The organism is Agrobacterium sp. SORGH_AS_0745 (assembly GCF_030818995.1).
Classification (GTDB): domain Bacteria; phylum Pseudomonadota; class Alphaproteobacteria; order Rhizobiales; family Rhizobiaceae; genus Agrobacterium; species Agrobacterium tumefaciens.
On sequence record NZ_JAUTBI010000001.1, the window covers coordinates 1,884,930 to 1,908,713 of the forward strand.

General features: G+C 58.2%; 20 protein-coding genes and 2 pseudogenes. 20 read left to right on the forward strand and 2 right to left on the reverse strand.

All coding sequences use genetic code 11. The features are described 5' to 3' along the window. Window positions 1–199: 199 nt before the first annotated feature. Window positions 200–1,483 (reverse strand): cystathionine gamma-synthase family protein, encoded by a 1,284-nt coding sequence (locus QE432_RS08585; protein WP_065663082.1) that lies wholly within the window; start codon window positions 1,481–1,483, stop codon window positions 200–202. A gap of 126 nt (window positions 1,484–1,609) precedes the next feature. Between QE432_RS08585 and QE432_RS08590 the strand changes: the two genes are divergently transcribed. Continuing rightward, window positions 1,610–2,068 carry an Lrp/AsnC family transcriptional regulator gene (locus tag QE432_RS08590; RefSeq protein ID WP_111842008.1) on the forward strand — a complete coding sequence of 153 codons (459 nt, stop codon included), beginning with the start codon at window positions 1,610–1,612 and terminating at the stop codon, window positions 2,066–2,068. A gap of 82 nt (window positions 2,069–2,150) precedes the next feature. Here the strand turns inward: QE432_RS08590 and QE432_RS08595 are convergent. After that, window positions 2,151–4,179: pseudogene (locus QE432_RS08595) on the reverse strand (hypothetical protein). A 330-nt stretch (window positions 4,180–4,509) separates the two neighbouring features. Here QE432_RS08595 and QE432_RS08600 point away from each other — a divergent pair. From QE432_RS08600 to eutC, 19 genes and pseudogenes are all read left to right on the forward strand, one after another. Then, the gene (locus tag QE432_RS08600) at window positions 4,510–6,156 is read left to right on the forward strand and encodes an ABC transporter ATP-binding protein (protein WP_038493662.1); all 1,647 of its coding nucleotides are present in this window, start codon (window positions 4,510–4,512) and stop codon (window positions 6,154–6,156) included. Window positions 6,157–6,450: 294 nt separating this feature from the next. Beyond that, window positions 6,451–6,936 (forward strand): MarR family winged helix-turn-helix transcriptional regulator, encoded by a 486-nt coding sequence (locus tag QE432_RS08605; protein ID WP_026330963.1) that lies wholly within the window; start codon window positions 6,451–6,453, stop codon window positions 6,934–6,936. Further along, window positions 6,936–7,646 (forward strand): SDR family NAD(P)-dependent oxidoreductase, encoded by a 711-nt coding sequence (locus QE432_RS08610; RefSeq protein WP_025596016.1) that lies wholly within the window; start codon window positions 6,936–6,938, stop codon window positions 7,644–7,646. Before QE432_RS08605 ends, QE432_RS08610 begins: the two co-directional genes overlap by 1 nt. Before the next feature lies 1 nt (window position 7,647). Beyond that, window positions 7,648–8,979, forward strand: coding sequence for an NAD(P)/FAD-dependent oxidoreductase (locus QE432_RS08615; protein ID WP_306623780.1), 1,332 nt, complete (start codon window positions 7,648–7,650; stop codon window positions 8,977–8,979). A gap of 140 nt (window positions 8,980–9,119) precedes the next feature. Continuing rightward, on the forward strand, window positions 9,120–10,781 hold the full coding sequence (locus QE432_RS08620; protein WP_025596018.1) for a peptide ABC transporter substrate-binding protein: 1,662 nt from the start codon (window positions 9,120–9,122) through the stop codon (window positions 10,779–10,781). 125 nt (window positions 10,782–10,906) lie between these two features. Further along, entirely contained in the window at window positions 10,907–11,857 is a 951-nt protein-coding gene (locus QE432_RS08625; RefSeq protein WP_013761327.1) for an ABC transporter permease, read from the forward strand. Window positions 11,858–11,899: 42 nt separating this feature from the next. Beyond that, the gene (locus QE432_RS08630; RefSeq protein WP_003517690.1) at window positions 11,900–12,790 is read left to right on the forward strand and encodes an ABC transporter permease; all 891 of its coding nucleotides are present in this window, start codon (window positions 11,900–11,902) and stop codon (window positions 12,788–12,790) included. Window positions 12,791–12,802: 12 nt separating this feature from the next. Next, window positions 12,803–14,129, forward strand: a pseudogene (locus QE432_RS08635) (NAD(P)/FAD-dependent oxidoreductase). Between the two features lie 59 nt (window positions 14,130–14,188). Continuing rightward, a complete protein-coding gene (locus QE432_RS08640) occupies window positions 14,189–14,530 on the forward strand; it encodes a cupin domain-containing protein (RefSeq protein ID WP_236761863.1) in 342 nt (113 codons plus the stop codon). 417 nt (window positions 14,531–14,947) lie between these two features. Next, the gene (locus QE432_RS08645) at window positions 14,948–15,601 is read left to right on the forward strand and encodes a LysR family transcriptional regulator (protein WP_306623782.1); all 654 of its coding nucleotides are present in this window, start codon (window positions 14,948–14,950) and stop codon (window positions 15,599–15,601) included. 19 nt (window positions 15,602–15,620) lie between these two features. After that, complete coding sequence (locus QE432_RS08650; protein ID WP_306623784.1) at window positions 15,621–15,857, forward strand: hypothetical protein; 237 nt, start codon at window positions 15,621–15,623, stop codon at window positions 15,855–15,857. Between the two features lie 147 nt (window positions 15,858–16,004). Next, entirely contained in the window at window positions 16,005–16,787 is a 783-nt protein-coding gene (locus QE432_RS08655; RefSeq protein WP_236775200.1) for a carbon-nitrogen hydrolase family protein, read from the forward strand. A 15-nt stretch (window positions 16,788–16,802) separates the two neighbouring features. Beyond that, window positions 16,803–17,468 carry an RraA family protein gene (locus QE432_RS08660; RefSeq protein WP_174045667.1) on the forward strand — a complete coding sequence of 222 codons (666 nt, stop codon included), beginning with the start codon at window positions 16,803–16,805 and terminating at the stop codon, window positions 17,466–17,468. A 62-nt stretch (window positions 17,469–17,530) separates the two neighbouring features. Further along, on the forward strand, window positions 17,531–18,571 hold the full coding sequence (locus QE432_RS08665; RefSeq protein ID WP_003517684.1) for an ABC transporter substrate-binding protein: 1,041 nt from the start codon (window positions 17,531–17,533) through the stop codon (window positions 18,569–18,571). 263 nt (window positions 18,572–18,834) lie between these two features. Further along, window positions 18,835–19,908, forward strand: a complete 1,074-nt coding sequence (locus tag QE432_RS08670) for an ABC transporter ATP-binding protein (RefSeq protein ID WP_019566397.1) — start codon at window positions 18,835–18,837, stop codon at window positions 19,906–19,908. Then, window positions 19,905–20,783, forward strand: coding sequence for an ABC transporter permease (locus QE432_RS08675; RefSeq protein WP_003517681.1), 879 nt, complete (start codon window positions 19,905–19,907; stop codon window positions 20,781–20,783). Before QE432_RS08670 ends, QE432_RS08675 begins: the two co-directional genes overlap by 4 nt. 12 nt (window positions 20,784–20,795) lie before the next feature. Then, entirely contained in the window at window positions 20,796–21,590 is a 795-nt protein-coding gene (locus tag QE432_RS08680) for an ABC transporter permease (protein WP_060642714.1), read from the forward strand. Window positions 21,591–21,602: 12 nt separating this feature from the next. Further along, complete coding sequence (locus QE432_RS08685) at window positions 21,603–23,003, forward strand: ethanolamine ammonia-lyase subunit EutB (RefSeq protein WP_060642715.1); 1,401 nt, start codon at window positions 21,603–21,605, stop codon at window positions 23,001–23,003. Beyond that, complete coding sequence (eutC, locus tag QE432_RS08690) at window positions 23,003–23,779, forward strand: ethanolamine ammonia-lyase subunit EutC (protein ID WP_306623786.1); 777 nt, start codon at window positions 23,003–23,005, stop codon at window positions 23,777–23,779. The genes QE432_RS08685 and eutC overlap by 1 nt, the downstream gene beginning before the upstream one ends. Window positions 23,780–23,784 lie beyond the last annotated feature (5 nt).

Below are 23,784 nucleotides of genomic sequence, written 5' to 3' on the forward strand. Positions count from 1 at the left end.
TACCCTTTGCCCGACGCCATCTCAACCCGTCATTCGCCGCTTCTGTATCATATTGCCGGTTCGGGACTGGCTCCACTCGTAGCGGAAGGTAACGCCGCTCCCCTTATCGCCTTCCTGCACTACGTTGGTTTCCGTGTTTCGTATGTACTGAAAAACCCATAGGTATTGCAGTCGGGGAGGAGCGGCATTTGCCTCTTCATCAGGCGGCATCCAGAGAGAGTGTCAGGTCGGCGACCAGATCGTCGGGATGTTCGATGCCGATTGACAGCCGGATCGTGGAATCAAGCACACCAATGCGCTGGCGGACGTCGGCCGGAACACCCGAATGCGTCATCGTTGCAGGATGGGAGGCGAGAGATTCCGTACCGCCAAGGCTGACCGCGAGTTTGAATATCGTGAGAGCGTTGAGGAATTTGAAAGACGCTGCCTGCCCGCCCGCAATGTCAAACGAGAAGGTCGATCCCGCACCGGTGCATTGATCTGCAAACACCTTGCCAACCGGGGACGCCGGATCGTGAAACGGCAGATAATGGATTTTCTCGACCTTGGGATGCGCCTTCAGGAACTCGGCCACCACCTTGGCATTGCTGTTTGCCCGCTCCATGCGGATTTGTAGCGTCTCAAGCGAGCGCCCGAGCATCCAGCACGAATGCGGGTCGAGCTGGGTGCCGATCGCTCCGCGTAATGCCTTCACCTGCTTCATGACATCCTTGCGACCGAGCGCTGCTCCGGCAATGAGGTCGGAGTGCCCGCCAACGTATTTTGTCAGTGAATAGAGCGAGATATCGGCACCGTGCTCGATTGGCCGCTGGAAAACCGGACCGAGGAGTGTGTTGTCGCATGCGATGATTGGCCTGTGTCCCTGCTTCTGGCCGATCACGTCGGCAACGCGGCTGATCATAGCGATATCGACAATACTGTTTGTCGGGTTGGCGGGGGTCTCGATGAGGATGACGGACACCCTGCCTTTCGCCATCGCAGCCTCTGCGGCGGATATCACCGAGGCCTCGCTGACACCATCGGCGAAACCCACCGCCGAAACGCCGAAATTGTGGAAGGTCTTTGCCAGCAGCGTCTCAGTGCCGCCGTACAAAGGCTGGGAATGGAGTACGGTGTCGCCGGGCCGGACGAAAGCGAAAAGCGTCGTCGAAATGGCGGACATGCCGGACGAGAAGAGCGCACAACTCTCGGTGCGTTCGTAAACGGCAAGGCGGTCCTCGACGATCTCGCTATTGGGATGGTTGAAACGCGAATAGACGAGGCCTGCACCTCTGCCTGCGGGCGGCTCCTTGCGGCCGGAGACATAGTCGAAGAAGTCGCGACCGTCTTCCGCCGACTTGAAGACGAAGGTTGAGGTCAGAAACACAGGCGGCTTCACCGCTCCTTCCGACAATTCCGGATCGTAGCCGTAATTGAGCATCTGGGTTTCAGGATGGAGAGCGTGGTTGCCGATATGGGTTTTAGACGGATGCGGTGCGGTCATTTGCGGAAGGTCCTCCTCAACAGACGTTGAACTGTCCGCAGCTTACATCCAATCAAGCCAAAATACCTTGCATTCTGAAGCGTGGATATGTCTGATGAAGCAATATATTGCGGAGAATTGTGCTTTATGTCGCAAAAAATTGCAGATCCAATCGACCGGCGGATAGTCAAGGAGCTGTCTGCCGACGCAAGGATCACCAACAACGAACTTGCCGAGCGAGTCGGCTTGTCGGCATCTGCATGTCTGCGGAGGCTGCGACGGCTGGAAGATACGGGGGTGATCAAAGGTTATTCCGCGATCGTCGATCCGGCAATCGAGGGATGGACGATGACCGCGCTTGCATCCATCCGCCTCAGTCGCCAGCACGATGACGAAATCCAGATGTTCGAGGCGGCCGTTCTGGACTGGGACGAGGTTCTGGAATGTCACCTCGTCACGGGTTCGAGGGACTACATGCTCAAGGTCATGTGTGGTGGGCTCGAGGACTACGAGCGCTTCATCAAGGAGAAGATCGCGAAGCTGAAATGCGTCGACACCATCGAGACCAGCTTTGTCATGAACACGATCAAGGCGCGGCGCATCTAAGCTTTGCTAGAAGCTCCGCGCCCGGGTGTGTTCAAGCTCCGAGAACCGGAGCTTGAACCGTTTGGAGGTGCGATCGGACGACTTACTCGGCCGTCGCCTGGATATCGACCTTGTCGAGAAGAAGCATCGGGTTTTCAGACGCTGCAACCAGATCAAAAAGACCAAGGCCATTTGGTCCAGTGGAGCGGGCGGTAACCGTAAGAGTACCTGGGTTGTTGATGAAGCGTAGCAACGCGTCCACCGCACTCTTGAGTTTGGGCTGTTCAGCTGCGATCTGCTGCAAGCCCGCGCTTGCCACGAGTGTCAGAACACCGCGCACTTGATCCTCGGTCATGTCGTTTTGCAGAGCATACAGCTTGATAGCCTTGGCCATCATGCCTTCGTCCTTGATCGTCAGCTTTACCTCGCGGCCCGCGAGCCCCAGGAGGGCGGCCTGAGTACGATTGGTATCGAAGGAGAAGAACTCCTCGGTGAACCCGCTCGCCAGACCGGAAAAATTGACGCTGCCAATATCCTTGCCGCGCAATGGAGATTTCCCGGATCACCAGGTTCTTGTTCGGTTCATCCCAGCCGGCGGCAAGGGCATAAGACAGGGCGAGTGCCTCGAAACCCAGTTTGCGGGCTTCGACAAAAACTTCCTCGGTCGAATCTTCCGGGATCGGAAGAGAAAGGTCATCCTGCCTGATCACGATATCTGTGGGTATGCCGTTGAAGGGCTTTGTCAGACCCATCTCGAAATTCCTGAGCGTGAACTTGATGCGCTCAGGCACGCCCTCCGTCTTTTCACCAGTCTCGTCGTCTGTCTGTTCCGGGGCGGCGACGTCAACATTGATGCCTCCGACGCGGACGGTGCCCAGTTCCGGTATCAGGTGATTAAACGGGAAAGTCTCGATCTGCTTGTCGTCAAGCCCGACGATTTTGGAGAGACTCTCGATTGTGGAACTCCAGTCAAAGCCCTTGAGGCTTGCCTCGGCGACTTCGATCGTGTCGACGCCATTTCCGATCGACATGCCATTCAGGCCGAAGTCGAGCTTACGGCTGTCCATCTGCATATCGATACGATCAATGCCGACCTTGACCCTTTTGCCGGCAGCCCCTTCGCTTTCATCAGGCGCGTCGGCCTTGAACCCGAGCAACTGCATGTTGCTCTTGCCAATCATATCGAGGATGGAGAGGGCCTTGGCGAAAATTGCCTGGCGTTCCTGAGGTGAAAGCTCGTCGGTATTTTTGGTCGCCGAAAGCGCGTTCATCGTTTCCAGAAGCGGCTCGGCCGGCATGCGGGCGCTGAAGCCGTCGCTGCGTATTTCATCGTAGGTGAAATGACCGTCTCCGTCCGAGAACGAGATTTTGCTGACGGAGAGCGGGCCATAGAGAAGCTTTGCGTCCTTATCTTCGGGACCCGCTTTTTCCGTATAGAGCCTTGCGAGGTAAGCGGCATCGAAGTCCTGTCCGGCTATGGCGCCGGTCGATACGACCAAGTGCTTCTTTTTCATCGCGCCAGTGCTGTCCGGTAGATCCATCTGGATGTCGTAGCTGGCATTGTCGATGGAATATCGGGCGACCCGGCCTTTGGCGATGTCCGAGAAAGCTACGTTCTTGTAAACAGTCTTCTGCTCGGTGGTGGCGATGGACTGCGTGAATGTCATCTCAGGCGTGGAAATACGCTCTGCTGCAAATCGCTCTATGCGCTTAGGCAGAGAGTTGGCATTTCCGTCTCCGGATACTTCAGCCGCATCCGGTTTTTTGAACGCGGCATTCTCGACACGCGCATGCGCCATCGAGATCTTGCCGGTTGGCACGTCAACATTGATGTCGTTCAGCTCCAGTGCGCCATCCAGGAAAGGAAATTTTGGACGTCCATCGATAGCTGCAATCCGGATGTTCTTGCCATCGGCAAGCGGCAAGGCCAGTTCGCGAATATGAATCTGCCCGAGGAAATCAACCTCAACGGAACGGGCAGTTGCGCCAGTGCGAGCAACGAGTTCGCTGACCTTTGCTTCGTAGAAGGCCTTACCCCCGATGACGCCTGCAGCAGCAACAGCAATAATCGCAACCGCCGCCCATAAAGCTTTGGTCCGGCCCTTACCGGTTTGGGTATTTACCTGTTCCACGAAATTGGTCCTCTCCGACGCGATTTGAAACTGCACGCCTTTTAAGCACGCGAAAGTTGCTCCGCAAGTGGGCGCTAGCGGGACAGTTGGAGAACTTGTCCCGAAACGCAAAGCGCCGGGTCCGTTCCTGACCAAACATCAAGCGGGACAGCCTGGCATTTTGCAGATCATAAAGGTCAAGAATGCTGGGCAGCGCCAAGGTGGTGCCGGTCGACCGTCTCAGCTACCGCCACTCACTGGACAATATAGTAGACATAGTCCACCATATTGTTTCCGACGTATGAAGCGTCGGCCAAAGCGAACAAAGTTACAAAAAAACAAGGGGAACTTATGTCGCATCCAACCACGTCAGCCGACGTGGTGCTGTCCGTTCGCAATCTCACGGTGGATCTTCCGCCGGGAATGGAGCGCACCCACGCGGTCAAGAATATCTCTTTCGACCTCCACGCAGGTGAAATCCTGTGCATTATCGGTGAATCCGGGTCCGGCAAATCCGTCACTGCCAGCACTATCATGGGGCTGTTGTCGCCCGTGATAAAAGTCAGCTCCGGCGAAATCCATTTCAAGGGCATGGACATACTTGCGGCCAGGGAAGATAAAATCCGGCCGCTGCGTGGTCAGGCGGTCTCAATCATTTTCCAGGATCCGCTCTCCGCGCTCAATCCGCTGATGACAATCGGGGATCAGATCGCCGAAGTGCTTGAAGCGCATGGCTATGGAACGCCTGAAACCCGCAAGACCAAGGTTCTGGATCTACTTGAAGAAGTCGGTCTTCCCGACCCGCCTCTGATGCGGCTGCAATATCCATTCCGTCTGTCTGGCGGACAACGCCAGCGGGTCATGATCGCCATGGCACTGGCACTCGATCCGGATGTCCTGATTGCCGATGAGCCAACAACCGCTCTCGACGTTACCACCCAGGCGCAGATCCTTGAGCTCATCCGCAAGATACAGAAGCGCAAGAACATGAGCGTCATGTTCATCACCCACGATTTCGGCGTCGTTGCCGAAATTGCCGATCGCGTCGTGGTAATGGAGAAGGGATATCTTGTGGAGCAGGGAAGGGCGGACCAGGTTCTGGTCAATCCCGTCCACCCCTATACCCAGCGGCTTGTCGCTGCGGTGCCACGGATGCGGAGCACTGAGCGTTCAGTCAGCGAAGAAGCCCCCGTCGTTCTCAAGGTCGAAAATCTTGAGAAGGAATATCGCAGCTCCGGCTCGTTTTTCCGCAAGGCCCGTATCGTCAAGGCGGTCAATGGTGTCAGCTTCAAGCTTCACAAGGGCCAGACCCTTGGTATCGTTGGCGAAAGCGGGTCGGGCAAGTCCTCGCTTGGGCGTGTCCTGCTGAAATTGCTGGAGGCGGATGGCGGTTCAATATGCTTCGATGGCCGTGACATAGCAGCGATGGACGAAACGACGTTTCGATCGTTGCGGCCCTATATCCAGATGATTTTTCAGGATCCTTTCGCGTCGCTTAATCCCCGCCATACGATCGGCAGGATCTTGACGGTCGGCCCCGTTGCCCACGGAATGGCTGTGCATGAGGCGAGAATAAAGGCTCTCGGAATTCTGAAGCTCGTGGGGCTGGATGAACAGGCCTATGACCGTTACCCGCACGAATTCTCCGGCGGCCAACGCCAGCGCATCGGCATTGCCCGTGCACTGATGTTTGATCCGGTCGTCCTTGTGGCCGACGAAGCCGTGTCTGCTCTCGACGTTTCCATACAGGCGCAGGTTCTGGAGCTTCTGGCGCGGGTGCAGGCTGAAATGAAGGTGGCGATGATCTTCATCACCCATGACTTGAGAGTCGCAAGCCAGATTTGCGACGATGTGCTTGTCATGCACAAGGGAACGGTTGTCGAACAGGGGCCGCCGACAAAAATCTTCCGGTCGCCGGCCCATCCCTATACCCGCAAACTCGTTGCTGCGATCCCCGGTGCGGATTGGGAACCTGCGGCAACTGCCGTCGGCACATAACATCGAAGTCTGACGAGCCGGACATCTCGTCAGACTTTGCATCGCGCGACATCAAAGACCGATTGCACCGCCGGATTATCGTGGATCCGGCGGCGCGAGAGGTTTTCCTTTTAAATATATGATTTAAATAATAAAAATATGATTTCAGGAATAAAAAGTAGTTGCGTTTGTCTACTAATTATCCTTTCATTCAGTCACGAAACTGACATACGACATGGCCGAAAACCTGCACTGCGGCACGCCGGGAAAGCGTGTGCGCCAATGTCGATCTTTGACCATTCGAACGGAAACTCCATGTCCAAACCAACTGAAAACCCGCCGACATCGCCAACTGATATCAATCTCGACGTGCTTGAAGACACGCTGAGCTTTTACATCCGCACGATCAACCTTGCCGTATCGCGCGATCTCGATGCCCGGCTGGACGGGCTGGATGTGGCGAAGGGAACTGGAAAGATCACGACCCTGCTGCTCGTCGATGACTACCCGGGTATCCGTCCTTCAGTGATAGCTCATCTGACGATGCGGGACCGGTCTGCAATGGGCAGGATCATCGACCAGATGGTGTCGCACGATCTGATACGCCGGGAAGTGTCGCAGGAAGACAGCCGCGCCCAGGAGCTTTACATCACCGAAGCCGGAGCGGCGCTTGCAACGAAAATCCGGGAGATCGTTCCGCAGCAATCGCGCGATTTCTTCAGCTTCATCCCGGAAGACGAGCAGAAGCAGGTAATCGACATTTTGCGTCGCGCCTACCGCCATATTGTGGGGCTAGCATGATGGAACGAACGACAAAACGCGTTGCTCTCATATCCGGTGCAAGTCGGGGTATAGGCGACCATATCGCTGCTACTCTTCTTGGCGAAGGCTGGTCGGTATCGCTTGGTATGCGCAGCCCGTCGCTGCCGCAATGGGCTGTGGGTCACGAGGGACAGGTCCATCTTGCCCATTATGACGCAAATGATGCGAGTGCGGAGAAGCGCTGGGCCGATGAAGCGTATCAGCATTTCGGTCGTATCGATGCTGTCGTGGCCAATGCCGGCATCATGATACCGAAGACAGTGATCGAAGCAGACGACGAAGACATCGACGCCATGCTTGCGGTCAACGTCAAGGCACCGAGAAGGCTGGTTAAGGCCGCCTGGGAGGCGTTGAGCGAGAGCGGTCGTGGCCGGGTCATCATCCTCGCTTCCCTCTCCGGTAAGCGGGTGAAGTCCGCATCTGCCGGTAGCTATTCTCTCTCCAAATTCGCGGCGGTCGCGCTTGCGCATGCCATCCGACAGGCGGGCTTCGAAAGCGGCGTGCGCGCGACAGCCGTATGCCCCGGTTTCGTTGCGACAGATATGGCGACCGCCTTATCCGAACGGCCGGCGGATCAAATGACCCAGCCCGCCGATCTTGCCCGCATCATTGCCATGCTGCTGTCCTTACCGAATGAGGCTTCCGTCGCCGAATTCGCCATCAATTGCCAGCTTGAGGAGTTTTTTTGACATGCCCGGTCCTTATGTCGTTCCCGTCCATGGCGATGCGGAATTGCCGAAAGAAGTCGATGTCGTCGTCATTGGCGGCGGCATTATCGGCACCTCCACCGCGCTTGAACTCGTCGATCAGGGGCTGCGTGTTGCGCTTTGCGAAAAGGGCGGTATCGGCCACGAGCAGTCGAGCCGCAACTGGGGCTGGGTGCGCATTTCCCGCCGCGACCCACGCGAGGTGCCCTTGATGGCAGAATCGCTGCGCATCTGGGCGGATCTCAATCGTCGTACAGGGCGGGAGACTGGTTTTAAGCGTTCCGGCATCGTCTTTACATGCGCAAACGAAAAGGAATTTTCCGAGCACGAACGCTGGAACCGCAATCTGGAAGGCTACCAGATTGAAAGCCGCATGCTGAGTGCAAAGGAATTCAAGGCGAAATATCCTCATTCCAACATGGATGTCGCCGGTGCGCTCTATACTGCCGGTGATTGCCGAGCCGAGCCGCAGCGCGCCGCGCCTGCCATTGCGGAAGCTGCCCGCGACCGCGGCGCCTTCATCCTGACCGAATGCGCCGTGCGTGGTCTGCAGCTTTCCGGCGGCAAGGTGTCTGGTGTCGTGACAGAGCGTGGTGAAATTGCCTGCAAGGCGGCGGTCATGGCGGGTGGCGCGTGGTCCAGCCTGTTTCTCGGCAACAACGGTCTCGATCTGCCGCAGCTCAAGGTCATGAATTCCGTGCTGCGCACAAAGCCGCTGGAAGGCGGTCCGGAAGAGGCAATCTGGTCGAACGGTTTTGCGATCCGCAAGCGCCTCGACGGCGGATATACGATCGCGAACGGCTTCCAGAACATCGTCGACATCGTGCCCGCATCTTTCCGTCATGCACTGAAATTCCTGCCGGCTCTGCGGCATGAGTGGCGCTCGCTCGACCTGCGCCTGACTGGCCGCTTTTACGATGAATGGCGCATTCCGCGCCGCTGGGCGCTCGATGAGGCTTCACCCTTCGAATATAACCGCGTGCTCGATCCCGTTCCGGCCATGGACATGACGGACGGCGCCTTTGCCAAGCTGAAGAAGGCCTTCCCCGTTTTCGAAAAGGCCGAAATTTCGCAGCGCTGGGCGGGCATGATCGATGTGACGCCCGACGCTATTCCGGTCATCGACAATATCGACGCCATTCCGGGCTTTCATGTTGCAACCGGCTTTTCCGGCCATGGCTTCGGCATCGGCCCGGCGGCTGGAAAACTCATGGCTGATATCGTCACAGGCCGCAATCCGATTGTCGATCGTCGCGATTTCCGTTTCAGCCGCTTCAGCGACGGTTCGAAGATCGAACTGGTCAGCGGCTTTTGAAATGAGAAGCCCGGCGGTCAGGTGCCGCCGATCCTTTTGACGCATGAGGCAGGCAACTGCTGATGGGAGTAGTACCGCCCAAAGAGGCGGAAGCAAAAATAATCGTCGTGTTCAACCATCGGATCAAGGGGAACTAAAAAATGTCCGACCAGAACAAGCCGCTTATCAATACCACCCGCCGCCAGGCACTCGGCCTTTTGGCGCTCGGCGCATCCGGCGTCGTCCTTTCCGGTCTTCCGGGTTTTTCCCGCGCCATGGCGCAGGACAAGGCCGCCAAAGGCCAGCTCACGGTCGGCTTCTCGCAGGAGCCTACCGTGTTCAATCCACATATGCCGCATATTGAAGTAGACGAAGGCATCCATTTCAGCATCTTCGACCCGCTGTTTTATGTCGACGAGAAAGGTGCCTTCGTGGCAGCTCTCGCCGCCGAAGTGCCGACGGTCGAAAACGGCGGCATTTCCGCCGATGGTCTCAACTGGAAGGTCAAGCTGCGTGACGACGTCAAATGGCACGACGGCAAGCCGTTCACCGCTGAAGACGTGAAGTTCACGCTTGAACTCCTGGTCGATCCCAACTTCCGTTCATGGCGCAAGACCGGGCACGAATTCGTACGGGATTTGACCGTGGTTTCGCCAACGGAAATCACCTGGAAGATGGAAAAGCCCTTCGCGCCCTATCCCTCGATCCTTGCTTCCACATTTATTACGCCGAAGCACCTCCTAGGTGCGGAAGCTGACCGCAATACCGCCGCCTATAACAACGCGCCGGTCGGAACGGGCGCATTCAAATGGAAGGAGCGGGTTGCGGGTGACTACATTCTGCTCGACGCCAATACCGATTATTTTGGTGATGGCCCGCATATAGAGCGTCTGGTCTACAAATACGTACCCGACCTGAATGTGATGTACACTCAGTTCAAGACCGGCGACATAGACGTGGTGGGCCTGCAATGGATCACACCCGACCATTATGACGAGGCCAAGGATCTCGCCGGCAAGGTGGTCAACGTCGTGCCGGGCTCGACGATTGAATCCCTCTCGTTCAACATGGAACGTCCACAGTTCAAGGAGCCGGCGGTAAGAGAGGCGCTTTATGCGGCGATCGACAAACAGTCGATCATCGAGGCACTTTATTACGGTTTGCCCACACCCACCGAAAGCTACGTTCCGCAGCAGTCTTTCTATTACAATCCAGATCTTCCCAAGCATGAATATTCCATCGAGAAAGCTAAAAAGCTGCTCGACGATGCGGGCTGGGCGCCCGGGGCGGATGGCATTCGCGCCAAGGATGGCGTGAAGCTCGCTTTCACCTGCTCCACGACAGCGGGCAATCACATCCGCGAACAGGTTCAGCAATACATGCAGCAATCCTTCAAGGATATCGGCGTGGAGATGACCATTTCGAACCTGCCGCCAGCTGTCATGTGGGGTGACTACTGGATGCTGTCGAAGTTCGATTCGGTTATCGTTGGGCTCGACTTCCTGACCGGCCCGGATCCCGATACCTCCGACTTCTTCCGCTCGACGTCGAGTGCTGCAAAAGGCGGCTCGGGCCAGAATACCTGGCAGTTCGTCAACAAGGACGTCGATGATCTTCTGGCCAAGGGCGGCAGTCTCTTCGTGCCGGAGGAACGCAAGGCCGTCTACCTGAAGATCCAGGAGATCATGCGCAAGGAACTGCCGCTGTTGCCGCTGTTCCAGTACGCAACGGTGCGTGGTCACAAGCAGGGCGTCGAAAACGTGAAGCCAAACGTCAATAACCGCATCGATACCTGGAACGTTGCGACTTGGCGTCTGGCGTAAAGCCTGCCGCAGACAGGGCTTTTTGCCCGATCCATGTGAAGTGCCGGCTTTGAAGCAGCCGGCACTCTGACGGCTATTCGTGGATGGTTGCTAGCCAGTTCCACGATGCGACCTGGAGTCTCATCATGCTGACCTTTCTTCTCCATCGGATATGGCAGAGCCTCGTACTTCTGCTGCTTGTCTCGATCATCGGTTTTGCCATCCTCAACCTCGCGCCTGGCGGGCCATTGTCGCAATTTGCCCTGACGCCCGGCATGACGCGGGAGGCGCTTGATCGCATCGCCCACCAGATGGGTCTCGATCGACCCTTGCCGGTGCAATATCTCGAATGGGCCTGGCGCCTGCTGCAAGGCGATTGGGGGAAATCCTATCGCGACCAACGTCCGGTTCTCGATATCATCTCCGGCCATTTGTTTGCGACCCTGCTGTTGATGGTCTCATCAACCGTCGTATCCATCCTTGTCGGCACCTGGATCGGTATCAAGGGGGCGACCAAACGTTACACGCTGTTCGATTACACCGCCACGGTCGGCGCCATGGTCGCGCTTTCAATTCCCACCTTCTGGTTCGGGCTGGTGGCCATCTATGTTTTCGCGCTCAGGCTAAAATGGCTGCCGGCGGGCAACATGTATACGATCGGCGATCAGTCTTTTTATGACTATGCAATTCACCTGATCATGCCGAGCCTGGTACTTGCCCTCGTCAACATCGCCGTCTGGAGCCGCTACATGCGGACTGCGACGCTTGATGTCATCAATCAGGATTTCGTCCGTACCGCCCGCGCCAAGGGGCTGACCCCGCGCCGGGTTCTGATGAAACACGTCGTCGGCAACGCACTTCTGCCAATGATCACCCTTGCCGGTCTGCAGCTTCCGACGATTCTCGGCGGCGCCCTCGTAACGGAGACGGTCTTTACCTGGCCCGGCATGGGCCGCCTGTTCCTCGATAGCCTTGGTTATCACGACTACCCCGTCGTGATGGGGCTTCTGATGTTTTCCGCAATCCTCGTGCTCATCGGAAGTCTGCTCGCTGACCTCATGGTTGCTCTCGTCGATCCCCGCATCCGGCTCGGATAGAGCCGGATCGACGAAACGCCGCACTCAATCGAAGGAAAGACCATGTCCGCTGCAACCCTCCATCCCTCGCAGGCCGCACCGCGGTTTCACTGGTGGCAGAACCGCACGCTGCGCCGTTTCGCCCGCCACAAGCTTGCTGTGCTCGGCCTCATCATGATCACCGTCATGATTTTCGCCTGCGTGGTTGGGCCCTATCTCTTGCCTTACGACGAATTGTTCATCGATCTGCGCGCCCGTTTTGCCCCGCCGATGACCGGTTACCATATTTTCGGCACCGATCCGCTCGGACGCGACATAGCCGCGCGCCTTTTCAATGCCGGCCGCATTTCACTGCTGGTCGGGTTTTTCGCCATGGTGCTGTCGACACTGATCGGCACCATCATCGGTGTCGTTGCCGGTTATTATGGCGGGCGCATCGGCGCGATACTGATGCGTTTCGTCGATGCCTTTCTGTCTTTCCCGAGTATTTTCCTGCTTCTCGCTCTGGCTGCTTTCGTCAAGCCGAGCCCGTTCATGATCACGGTTATCATTGCCGTCACAAGCTGGATGGAAATTGCCCGTCTGGTTGAAGCGGAAGTGCGGTCTCTGCGCGAACGCGACTTCGTCATGGCAGCCCGTATGCTGGGCCTGCCCAATGGCTGGATCATGTTCCGGGAACTGCTGCCGAATGCTGTCGGCCCCATCATCGTTGCCGCGACCCTGACGGTCGCGCGTGCCATCCTTCTGGAAGCCTATATCAGCTTTCTCGGTTATGGCATTCAGCCGCCGCTGCCGAGCTGGGGCAATATGCTGAACGGAGCCCAGCAATATCTCGACAAGGCGCCCTGGCTCGCCATCGTGCCGGGCGTCGCCATCACGCTTGCCGTCACCAGCTTCAATTTCATCGGTGATGGGCTTCGTGATGCGCTCGATGCGCGCAGCGACCTGAACTGAAGGTTTCGGTAGATGGTTTCGTTCTCACCCTTTGACGTGACACTGTGGTATGCGACCGCAGCTTCAGCACCGCATACGGAGCCTCTTTCGGGTCGCGTGCAGGCCGATGTCTGCATCGTCGGCGCGGGTTATACCGGTCTGACGACCGCATTGGAGCTGGCGAAAACCGGCATCAATGTCGTGCTTCTGGAGCGGCAGGAAATCGGCTTCGGCGGTTCGGGCCGTAATGCCGGACATTGCACCCCGACCTTTACCCATTATAGCCTGCCCGAGCTGCGCAGGATGCTGGGTGAGCCCTGGGCGGGAACGGCTGATCGAACGGCAGACGCGGGCGAATGACCGCGTATCGAGCATGATCCGCGACTATCAGATCGACTGCGAATGGGTGCAGAACGGTTATGTGATGGGCGCACCGCATAAGGGCGCCATGGATGAGATCAGGCGCAAGGTCGAGACCTATAATGCTGTGGGTGCGAAAACCCGGCTGCTCGACCGTGACGAGGTGGAAGCGGTCACCGGCAGTCCGCGTTTCGACGGCGGCTGGCTGCACGAAGAGGCAGGTCACCTCAATCCGCTCGGTTACGCCCGCGGTCTCGGCCGTGCTGTCATCCAGGAGCGCGGAAAGATATTTACCGGCTCGGCGGTGACGGGTTGCGAACGCGACATAACCGGAGGCTGGAAGGTCAAGACCGATCGCGGAGAAGTGGTCGCGTCGAAAGTGATCTTTACCACTGGCGCCTATACGGTGGGTGGTTGGCCCAAGCTGGATCGAACCTTCAAGATTCAACGCGTGTTCGTGGCCGCCACGCAAATTTTGTCCGAAGAGACACGCCGGACCGTCCTGCCGCAGAACACGACCATTCATGATGGTCGCGGCGATATCTACGTCTACAAATACAATGCCGAAGGCCGGATCGTCGCATCGATGTTTCCCATGGGACGCCGCGGCCGCGACAGGGCCTATACGAGACAGGTCATGAGCGAACGGCTCAAATGGCTGCATCCAAAGCTCCGGGAAGAGATCCGCTGGGAGTATTTCTGGTTCGGCGAACTCGATATGCAATATCGCACCGTACCGCGGTTTTATGGTCTCGCGCCGGGCGTTGTGGCTTTGACCGGTCTTTCGGGCCGTGGTGTGCCGACCGGCTCGATGCTCGGTTCCATTCTTTCGGAATGGGCGCTTGGCAAGCCAGAGAACGAGCTTGCCCTGAAGCTGGAACCACTGAAGGCAGCTCCCTTCTTTATGGGTTTCGCACCCGCAATGGCGCTGCGTTACTACCGGCTGCGCGACAACATATCCACGAAACTAGCTGGGGCGGAACTGCCGCCCCATGCCTGAACCGGCGCGGCCCCAAGGTCCGTGCCAACATTGACAAAGCAAGGAGAATTCCCGTGACCATGCCGATTTTCAATATTTCCGATGACGTGGATCTTGTTCCGGCCATGCCCGCCGAAGGCCGTGAAGGCGGTTCGTATCGTCGCCAGATATGGCAGGACCAGGTCGAAAATGGCACGATCGTCGCAGTCTGGAAGGCCGAGCCCGGCATCTACAACTATCCGGGTCGTGACCTCGAGGAAACTTTTGTCGTCGTTGAGGGTGAGGCTATGTATTCGCAGGCCGAAGCCGAACCTGTGAAGATCGGTCCCGGATCGATTATCAGCATCGCCAAGGGCGTGCCAAGCCGCCTCGAAATCCTGTCGCCGTTCCGCAAGCTCGCAACTGTCATCCCGAAGCCGTGAGGTTTGGGGGAGGGGTGTCTGCAGACTTAAGGCAGGCTGTGTCCTGTATGCGGGGCACGAAGATTGAGGTCTCGCCGGTCTGTCTTTCGTCACAGCGATCCGGTGCGACGCTGACGGTCCGACAATCAAAGATTTAAAGAAACAGGGCTCCGAGGAGACGCAGAGCCCTGTTTGCGTTCAATGGTTTGGGAAGCAGCTGGTGCAAAACAGGCCACTCATTTGAAACATCCTTGTGGCCGTCATCCCTTTTCCCAGCGCCAGCCGGTGCGAAAAGCGGTGCCAGGGCCAGGGCGTTGATCCCTTGCTTATGGGGGCGTGCATCGGACATACTTGCACTCGAACCACAAAGGGCCAAGGGCAAGACGAGCCAGCGACGTTAGTGCCGGCTCGCGGAGCCATGCGGGAAGATTTTACCTCATGAATACGCGATTTCTCGAAACTTTCCTCTGGGCTGCACGACTGAACAGCTTTTCGGCGGCCGCGGAACGTTTGAACACCACCCAGGCGTCGGTGTCCAACCGAATTGCCGCCCTCGAAAGGGAGCTTGGCGTCGTGCTTTTCACGCGCGATGTGCGCTGCGTCAACTTGACACCTGCTGGTCGTCTGGCGCTGCAGCATGCCGAAAAGATCGTCAATCTGACCGGTGAGTTCCGACAGATCGTGAGTAGCCGGGAGGCGCTGAGAGGCACCGTGCGCATCGGTGCTGCCGACACGATCGTCTATGCCTGGTTGCCGCTGCTCATTCGCCGCATGAACGAACGTTACCCCGGCGTCAGCCTGGATCTGACCATCGACACCAGCCTGAAACTATCCCAGCGCATTCAAAACGGTGAGGTGGATGTCGGTTTCATCATGGGGCCGATCATGGCTGCAAATATCTACAATTCACCGCTCTGTACGTTCGAGTCCTGTTGGGTTGGCGCGGTCGAATTGCCGCTTCCGGAAACGGGCGTCACACTCGAAGATATCGCGCATTTTCCGTTACTTACCTTCTCGACAGGCTCGCAGCCACATCAGGCGTTGCGCGCCTTGCTCGATTCTCATGGGTTGTCCGACAGCCGCACTCTATAATTCCAATTCGCTGTCGATCATGACCCGCCTTGTGGCCGCGGCCGTTGGGGTGGGCGCTTTGCCGCGTGTGCTGGTGGACGGCATCATCAAATCCGGTGAGGCGCGTATTCTCGACATTAGTCCGTCAGTACCGCCCCTCACATTTCACACCGTTTATCAGGAGCGTGGCGACAACGCGATTGCCCGGGCCATTGCCGATATGGCGACGGAAATCGTCAGTGAAACCACCACGCAATGGATGACGGCTGCCGCCTAAATTTTGCGCTGCAGCGCAAAATGATTAATCTATAAGCTTACCTTATGGGTTTCGATAGAGTTTTTCCGTTTGTAATGAAAACAGTTCCCGTTCTTAATTCTCCTCGCAACATGAGAGGAGAGCAACGTGAAAGTCTCACTTGTTCAAATGAATACCCAGAATGACAAGGCAGAAAATCTTAAGGTTGCTGCCGATCTTATTGATAAGGCAGTCAAGGCGGATAATCCTGACCTTGTTGTTCTTCCGGAATACTTCGCATTTCTTGGAGATAATCCCCAGGAGATGCATGAGAGCGGGGAGGAATTCCCTGACGGCGAGATTTACACGCTGCTCTCGGGGCTGGCCAAGAAGCACGCGATCACGCTGCATGCCGGCTCCATCGTCGAGAAGGAAGGTAATCGCTTTTACAATTCGACGCTCGTTTTCGGGCCGGATGGCAAACAGATCGCGCGTTACCGCAAGATGCACCTGTTCGACGTCGATACGCCGAACGGCATCAGCTACCGCGAATCCGACTCCGTTGCCCGTGGCGAAGAAGTGGTGACCTACAAGGTTGGCGACAAGACGGTCGGTTGTGGCATCTGCTACGATATTCGCTTCCCTGAACTGTTTCGCGCCCTGCGGGACAAAGGTGCAGACGTCATCGTTCTGCCAGCGGCCTTCACCCTGATGACAGGCAAGGACCATTGGGAAGTTCTGGCGCGCGCCCGTGCCGTCGAAACCCAGACCTACTTTCTGGCCGTCGGCCAGATCGGCACCCATGCGGGTGGCAAGAAGGCATGCTGGGGGCATTCCATGGTCATCGATCCGTGGGGCCACATCGTCGCCCAATGCTCCGACAGCGTTGGAACGGCCGGTGCCGTCCTTGACTTCGACTATTCGGCCAAGGTGCGCGCCAACGTACCGGTGGCGAACCACCACGTTCTCTGATCGGAGAAAGACTCAATGTTTATCGCCAACCCCATGCCCGAACAGATCGATGCCGACATCATCGAGCTTCTTGAGAAGGTCGAAGTCGCAACGATCGGTCACGTGCTTCACTCCGGCTTCGTCGATCCTGAAATCCGCGCCGTCCTTCCGGGCAAACGTGTGGCAGGCACTGCCGTCACGCTGCGCATCCCCAATGCGGATTCGACCATGCTCCACTATCTGTCGCAGTTCGTGCGTCCCGGGGATATCGTCCTCATCGACCGTTGCGGCGATACCCGTCACGCCTGCTGGGGCGGTGTTATCACCAACACCATGAAGATGGCCGGCGTTAAGGCCGGTGTCGTTGATGGCCCGGCGACCGACTTCTCGGAGTTCGCCAAGGTCGACATGCCGATGTGGTGCCGTGGTCCTTCGCCCATCACCACCAAGATCCTCGGCCTCGAAGGCGCGATCAACGTTCCGATCAGCGTCGGCGGCCAGGTGATCAATCCGGGTGATGCGATCCTGTGCGATGAAAGCGGTGTTGTCGCTCTTCATCCAAGCCAAGCTCGAGCCATGGCTGAACGCGCCATCGGCATGCAGGAAGCCGAACTCGTGCTTCTGCAGCGCCTGCGCAACGGTGAGAAATTGCCGGACATTTCTGGCGCCAACAAGCTCGTTCAGGCCAAGCTGAGCGCCTGACATCGTCTTATGGGGGGCGGATCAGTCCGCCACTCCAAATAACAATAGAGGAGAACAGGACAATGAAGAAAACAATACTTCTGAGTGGGATTCTCATGCTCGGCGCGGCCGCTCTGCCGGCGCACGCCCAGCAGACCGTGACGTTCCTCGGCTATAGCGGCCTTTTCCAGGAGCGTTACACCAAGGCTGTCATCGAACCTTTCATGGCGGCTAACCCTGATATCAAGATCGAATATTTCCCGCAGCAGGGCTCTGCTGCAATGCTCGGCTCGCTGCGCGCCCAGAAGGCTGCGCCGCAGTCCGATATCGCGCTGATGGACGTCTCGGTCGCCAAAACAGGTACGGACGAAGGTTTGTTTGACAAGATCGACGAAAGCGTAACCAAGAATGTCGCCGACCTCTATCCTAATGCCCGCTTCGAAGGCGTGGCCGGGGTTGGCGTAACGTTCGACAATCTCGTGCTAATCTACAATACCGATGCCATCAAGACGGCTCCCGACAGCTGGAACGCTCTGAAGGATAGCGCCCTCAAGGGCAAAGTCGCCATGCTGAGCGCCCCCGATATCGTCGGTATCGGTACCACCATCATCATGGACCATATGAATGGCGGCACTGATTTCATCAAGAACATCGATGCCGGCATCAATGCGATGGCTGAAGTTGCTCCGAATGTGCAGACCTGGGAGCCGAAGCCGGAAGTCTATCCGAACGTTGTCAACGGCCAGGTTTCGCTGGGCGTGGGCTGGAACGCCCGTAGCCAGGTGAATGCTGACGGTTCCAAAGGCAAGATGAAGGTGGTTCTTCCGAAGGAAGGCACGATCCTCCAGATCAACACGCTCAACCTCGTCAAGGGTGGTCCGTCATCCGAGGCTGCGCGCAAGTTCGTTGATTATGCGCTGAGCCCGGAAGCCCAGGCTGCCTTTACCGCCGCCATGTATTATGCACCGACCAATTCCAAGTCCTCTGTCTCTGCCGATGTGAGTGAGCGCACGGTCGTCAAGGCGATGGACAAGGTCATCCCGGTGGATTGGATTGGCCTCTCGAAGGTCCGCGACCAGATTACGCAGGACTGGCGCCGCAAGGTCATTCCCCTCAGCCGTTGAGACTTCTGCGCCTGGCGCAAAAAAAGAAAGGACTTCCGCGGCTCCCATGGCAGTCGCGGAAGCAGCATACCAAAACCCTCGGTTCATCTCCTCTGTCGGCGCTAGGGCGGAAGAGGTGGGAGCCGACGCGGGGGGCACCGCGAAACGGCGCAGCGAATTTTCGCCGCGCTTGCTTAGATCAAGGGCCAAGGCATTTCCGATTCCCTGCGGGTCGGAGATGTTCTGGAGAAAGGCAAGAAGCCAGAATGGGAACTTCAGATACCATGCAGCCAGGATTCCTCTCGATTCGTTCATTGACCAAGCGCTACGAGACAATCGTCGCCGTGGATAATCTCAATCTCGAGATTCCCAAGGGCGAACTGGTTGCCTTCCTCGGTCCTTCCGGCTGCGGCAAGTCGACGTCGCTGCGCATGATTGCAGGCCTCTCTCCTGTCTCCTCGGGGTCTATCCTGATCGACGGCAAGGACGTGACGAAACTTGCGCCTTATAAGCGTGACATTGGCCTCGTTTTCCAGAGCTACGCGCTCTTCCCCCACATGACGGTCCTCAAGAATGTCATGTTCGGTCTTGAGATGCGCAAAGTGCCTGCTGCCGAGGCGGAACGCCGTGCCCGTGAGGCCATTGCCATGGTGCGTCTGGAAGGGCGCGAGGACCGTCGCCCCGCCCAGCTTTCCGGAGGCCAGCAGCAGCGCGTCGCACTGGCGCGCGCCCTCGTCATCCAGCCGTCCATTCTCTTGTTTGACGAACCTCTTTCCAATCTCGACGCAAAGCTGCGCGACGAGATGCGCGCCGAGATTCGCCGTATCCAGAAACAGCTTGGCATCACTTCCATCTTCGTCACGCATGATCAGGTCGAGGCGCTCAGCATGTGCGACAAGGTCGCTGTGCTCAATGGCGGGCACCTGGAACAGCTTGGCACGCCGCACGATCTCTATGAGCGCCCTGCCACTGCATTCGTCGCCTCCTTCGTCGGTCGCACCAACAGGCTGGTCGGCAACGCCGCCGGTGACCGCATCACGGTTGGCGACGCGGTGCTGCGAGCGCCCGGTGCGCACAGCGGTAAGATCGACCTGATGGTACGGCCGCATCGCATGGCCATGACCGTCGCTGGCGACGCCGTCCCCGATTTCGACGGAGCGCCCGTCAATCGCATCGCCGGCGAAGTCCGCGATGTCTATTATGCCGGCGACATCCTCCACTACGAGATCGCCGCTGGCGGGCAGACCCTGTCCGTGGAACGCGCGACCTCCGGCGGTGAAACGCCGGTCGCGGCAGGCAGCGCGGTAAGTCTCGTCTGGCGCGTGGAGGATACTCTGGTCTTCGGAGCAAACCGATGACGGCGGCGGTCATGATCACGGCTCCCGGTGGCCGTACCTCTTCCATCGTGTTTCTCGCAACCCTTCTTCTTGGACCCATCATTGCGGTCAACGGTCTGGCCTTCGTGTTGCCCGTCTTCAACCTGCTGCTGCTTTCCTTCCGCGAAAGCCTCGGCGGCGGCGGTCTCGGGGAAGCCCATACGCTCGACAACTGGTCGTCGACACTGACCGACGGTTTTTATATCGAGCTGATTGGTCAGAGCATCCTGACCAGCCTTATGATCACCGTTCTCACGCTGCTCGCCTCCTATCCCATCGCCCTCTACCTTCACCGGGCGCAGGGTCGCTGGAAAACGCTTTTGCTGGTGCTGGTCATTTCGCCGCTGCTCACCTCGGCGGTGGTGCGCACTTATGGCTGGATCGCAATCCTGGCCGATGACGGCCTCATCAACAACATCCTTTTCGCACTGGGCGCGCAAGGCGGGGTGCGTCTGCTGTTCAACAAGATCGGCGTCGTCATCGGGCTTACCGAAATCCTGATGCCCTATATGATCCTGGCGCTCCTCGCTGGCTTCGGCAGGCTTGATCCTCGCGTCGAGGAAGCTGCGGAAACGCTCGGCGCATCGCCCTGGAAAGTGTTCTGGCGGATCATCGTGCCGCTCACCATGCCCGGCGTGGCCCTGGGTTGCCTGCTCTCCTTCGTGCTGGCCGTCAGTTCGTTCATCACTCCCAAGCTACTCGGCGGTGGCCGCGTCTTCCTGCTGGCAACGGAAATCTATGATCAGGCCATCGTGACGCTCAACTGGCCACTCGCCGCTACGCTTTCGATGATCATCCTCGTGATTTTCGGTGCCGCCCTGGTGCTCTATTCCCGGCTTCTGCGGGCCATTCTGTAAAGGAGATCGAAGATGGAAGAACGTCCCGCTCCGCTGGCGCTGAAAATTGTCGCCTTCATCATGTTCCTTTTCCTCCTTGCGCCCGTGGTGCTCGTCGTGCCGATCTCGTTTTCGGCCGACAGCTACATGACCTTCCCACCCTCCGGCTGGAGCCTGCGCTGGTATGTGGATCTCATGCACAATTCCAAGATGATCGGCGCCCTCGGCACCAGCACGCTCCTTGCGGTCATCGTTACCGTGCTGTCCATGCTGATTGCGCTGCCCGCCTCCTATGCCATCGTGCGGATGCGGGTGATTGGCGCGGATACATTGCTCGCCTTCTTCACCGCGCCGCTTCTTCTGCCGACCATCGTTCTTGGCCTTGCGATCCTGATCGTCTTTGCCGGTGCGGGCCTGCTCGGTACATTCACGGGTCTGGTGATCGCGCATCTGATCATCGTGTTGCCCTATGCGCTGCGTGTACTCACCACGTCGCTTGCGGGCCTGCCGCTGATCTACGAGGAGGCCGCCTTCACGCTCGGGGCGTCACCTCTTACCGTCTTTCGCCGCGTCACCATGCCGATGATCGCGCCTGGCATCGTTGCAACGGCAGCGCTTTCCTTTCTCGTCTCGTTCGATGAAGCCGTGATTTCGCTGTTCCTCACCGGTCCGCGCATCACGACGCTTCCCGTTGCCATGTATCAGCATGTCGAAACCCAGGCTGATCCGCTTGTTGCCGCCATCTCCGTTCTTCTGATCGTGCTCACGCTTGCCGTCGTCCTGATCGTGGACCGCACGGTGGGCCTGACGAAGACTTTCGTGAAGTAAGGGGCCGGAAAAATGGCTTATCGACAGATCGCAGCCGGCACGACCTATCGTTTCGACGATCTGAAGACCCTGATGGCAAAGGCGACGCCGGAAAGGTCCGGTGACCAATTGGCCGGGATCGCGGCGGAAGGGCCGGTGGAGAGACTGGCGGCGCAGATGGCGCTGGCCGATCTGCCGCTTTCCACCTTTGTTGCACAGGAATTGATCGCCTCGGACGATGACGAGATTTCGGCCCTGATAGCGCGCCAGCACGACGCACTGGCCTTCGCGCCGGTGTCTTCTCTGACGGTTGGTGAATTTCGCGAGTGGCTGCTCAATTCCAAGGTCGGGCACGCGGAACTTGAAGCGGTAAGCTGGGGTCTGACACCGGAAATGGTGGCGGCAGTCTCCAAGATCATGCGTCTGCAGGATCTCGTGACGGTATCGGCCAAACGGGAAGTCGTGACCCGTTTTCGCAACACGATTGGTCTTTCCGGCCGCCTGTCCACCCGCAACCAGCCAAATCATCCGACTGACAGTTCCCGTGGCATCGCCATCTCGGCCATTGACGGGTTGCTGCTGGGGAGCGGCGATGCGGTGATCGGTGTTAACCCGGCCACCAGCGCTGTGACGGACTATATCCGCGTCGTGCAGTTGCTCGACGATCTGCGGCAATGGCTGGACATTCCAACCCAGACCTGCTGCCTTGGCCATGTGACGACGGCTATCAAGGCGATGGAGCGCGCTGCACCCGTCGATCTGGTTTTCCAGTCGATTGCCGGTTCCCAGAAGGCCAATGCGGGCTTCGGCATTGATCTTGCCGTTCTGCGAGAGGCTCATGAGGCTGGTCAGTCGCTGAAGCGCGGAACTATCGGCAGCGACCTCATGTATTTCGAGACGGGGCAGGGGGCTGCCCTGTCGGCCGATGCGCATTTTGGTGTCGATCAGCAAACGATGGAGGCGCGTGCCTATGCCGTGGCGCGCGAATTCTCGCCGCTTCTGGTGAATACCGTCGTCGGCTTCATCGGTCCGGAATATCTCTATAATGGCAAGCAGATCATTCGCGCCGGGCTTGAAGATCATTTCTGCGGAAAGCTGCTTGGCCTGCCGATGGGTGTCGACGTCTGCTACACCAACCACGCCGATGCCGACCAGGAAGACATGGATGTGCTGCTGACCATGCTGTGCGCCGCGGATGTGAACTTCGTCATTACCGTGCCAGGCTCGGACGACGTCATGCTGAACTACCAGACGCTTTCCCATCACGATTCGATCTATGCCCGCGAAACGCTGAAGCGTCGGCCTGCGCCGGAGTTTGAGGAGTGGCTGGTGAATATGGGCGTGACGGATGCCGCCGGTCATATGATCGAGAACCCTGCGCTGATGAACCGCGGGCTTCGCGAACTTGATTTTCTTGGAAGGGACGCCGCCTGATGCGTGACCGCCGGCCCTCCCTTATCTCCAGCCCGCCGGAACGTCTCAAGGCCCTGCGTGTGGCAACCGATGCACGCGTGGCGCTCGGCCGCACGGGTGCAAGCCCGCCCACGCGCGCGGTACAGACATTTCTGTTGGATCATGCGCAGGCGCGCCAGGCAGTGTGGCGTCCGCTGGACATTGAAAAAATGGAGCGTGACTTGCGCGCTTCGGGTGCGGATGTCGTGCATGTCGCAAGCCGCGCGCAGGACCGTGCGGATTACCTGCGCCGACCCGATCTCGGCCTTGCTCTTTCAGACGAAGGCCGTCTGGCGCTCGACGGGCAGGCCAAGGGAGCCGATGTCGCATTGGTAATCGCCGACGGGCTTTCCGCAACGGCTGTGGAGATGAATGCAGTGCCGGTGGCAGCGGCATTGCTTAATTTACTTGCAAGCAACGGATTGACGGTTGCGCCGATCACACTTGCCACGCAGGCACGGGTTGCGCTGGCGGATGATGTGGGAGCCGTGCTCGGCGCAAAGGTGGCGGTGATCCTGATTGGCGAGCGGCCGGGCCTTTCGGCAGCCGACAGTCTTGGCGCCTATGTCACCTTCAGGCCGGAGACCGGGCTGCCGGACTCCCGACGCAACTGCATTTCCAATATTCGTGATGGTGGCGTGCCGCCCGTCGAAGCGGCGGGGAAGATCATGACCCTGATCAGCGCCATGTGCCAGCAGGAGACAAGTGGCGTGACGCTGGTTGAATTCGAAAAGCCGCTGACGGCTTTGTCCGACTAGAAACA

What these genes read in the sequence shown, in the direction of transcription:
- QE432_RS08650 (WP_306623784.1), top strand. Translation starts at nt 15,621, where the DNA reads ATGACCCGCCTTGTGGCCGCGGCCGTTGGGGTGGGCGCTTTGCCGCGT.
- QE432_RS08585 (WP_065663082.1), bottom strand. Translation starts at nt 1,483, where the DNA reads ATGACCGCACCGCATCCGTCTAAAACCCATATCGGCAACCACGCTCTC.
- QE432_RS08665 (WP_003517684.1), top strand. Translation starts at nt 17,531, where the DNA reads ATGAAGAAAACAATACTTCTGAGTGGGATTCTCATGCTCGGCGCGGCC.
- QE432_RS08645 (WP_306623782.1), top strand. Translation starts at nt 14,948, where the DNA reads ATGAATACGCGATTTCTCGAAACTTTCCTCTGGGCTGCACGACTGAAC.
- QE432_RS08670 (WP_019566397.1), top strand. Translation starts at nt 18,835, where the DNA reads ATGCAGCCAGGATTCCTCTCGATTCGTTCATTGACCAAGCGCTACGAG.
- QE432_RS08640 (WP_236761863.1), top strand. Translation starts at nt 14,189, where the DNA reads ATGCCGATTTTCAATATTTCCGATGACGTGGATCTTGTTCCGGCCATG.
- QE432_RS08605 (WP_026330963.1), top strand. Translation starts at nt 6,451, where the DNA reads ATGTCCAAACCAACTGAAAACCCGCCGACATCGCCAACTGATATCAAT.
- QE432_RS08655 (WP_236775200.1), top strand. Translation starts at nt 16,005, where the DNA reads ATGAATACCCAGAATGACAAGGCAGAAAATCTTAAGGTTGCTGCCGAT.
- QE432_RS08590 (WP_111842008.1), top strand. Translation starts at nt 1,610, where the DNA reads ATGTCGCAAAAAATTGCAGATCCAATCGACCGGCGGATAGTCAAGGAG.
- QE432_RS08660 (WP_174045667.1), top strand. Translation starts at nt 16,803, where the DNA reads ATGTTTATCGCCAACCCCATGCCCGAACAGATCGATGCCGACATCATC.
- QE432_RS08625 (WP_013761327.1), top strand. Translation starts at nt 10,907, where the DNA reads ATGCTGACCTTTCTTCTCCATCGGATATGGCAGAGCCTCGTACTTCTG.
- QE432_RS08610 (WP_025596016.1), top strand. Translation starts at nt 6,936, where the DNA reads ATGGAACGAACGACAAAACGCGTTGCTCTCATATCCGGTGCAAGTCGG.
- QE432_RS08680 (WP_060642714.1), top strand. Translation starts at nt 20,796, where the DNA reads ATGGAAGAACGTCCCGCTCCGCTGGCGCTGAAAATTGTCGCCTTCATC.
- eutC (WP_306623786.1), top strand. Translation starts at nt 23,003, where the DNA reads ATGCGTGACCGCCGGCCCTCCCTTATCTCCAGCCCGCCGGAACGTCTC.
- QE432_RS08685 (WP_060642715.1), top strand. Translation starts at nt 21,603, where the DNA reads ATGGCTTATCGACAGATCGCAGCCGGCACGACCTATCGTTTCGACGAT.
- QE432_RS08615 (WP_306623780.1), top strand. Translation starts at nt 7,648, where the DNA reads ATGCCCGGTCCTTATGTCGTTCCCGTCCATGGCGATGCGGAATTGCCG.
- QE432_RS08600 (WP_038493662.1), top strand. Translation starts at nt 4,510, where the DNA reads ATGTCGCATCCAACCACGTCAGCCGACGTGGTGCTGTCCGTTCGCAAT.
- QE432_RS08630 (WP_003517690.1), top strand. Translation starts at nt 11,900, where the DNA reads ATGTCCGCTGCAACCCTCCATCCCTCGCAGGCCGCACCGCGGTTTCAC.
- QE432_RS08620 (WP_025596018.1), top strand. Translation starts at nt 9,120, where the DNA reads ATGTCCGACCAGAACAAGCCGCTTATCAATACCACCCGCCGCCAGGCA.
- QE432_RS08675 (WP_003517681.1), top strand. Translation starts at nt 19,905, where the DNA reads ATGACGGCGGCGGTCATGATCACGGCTCCCGGTGGCCGTACCTCTTCC.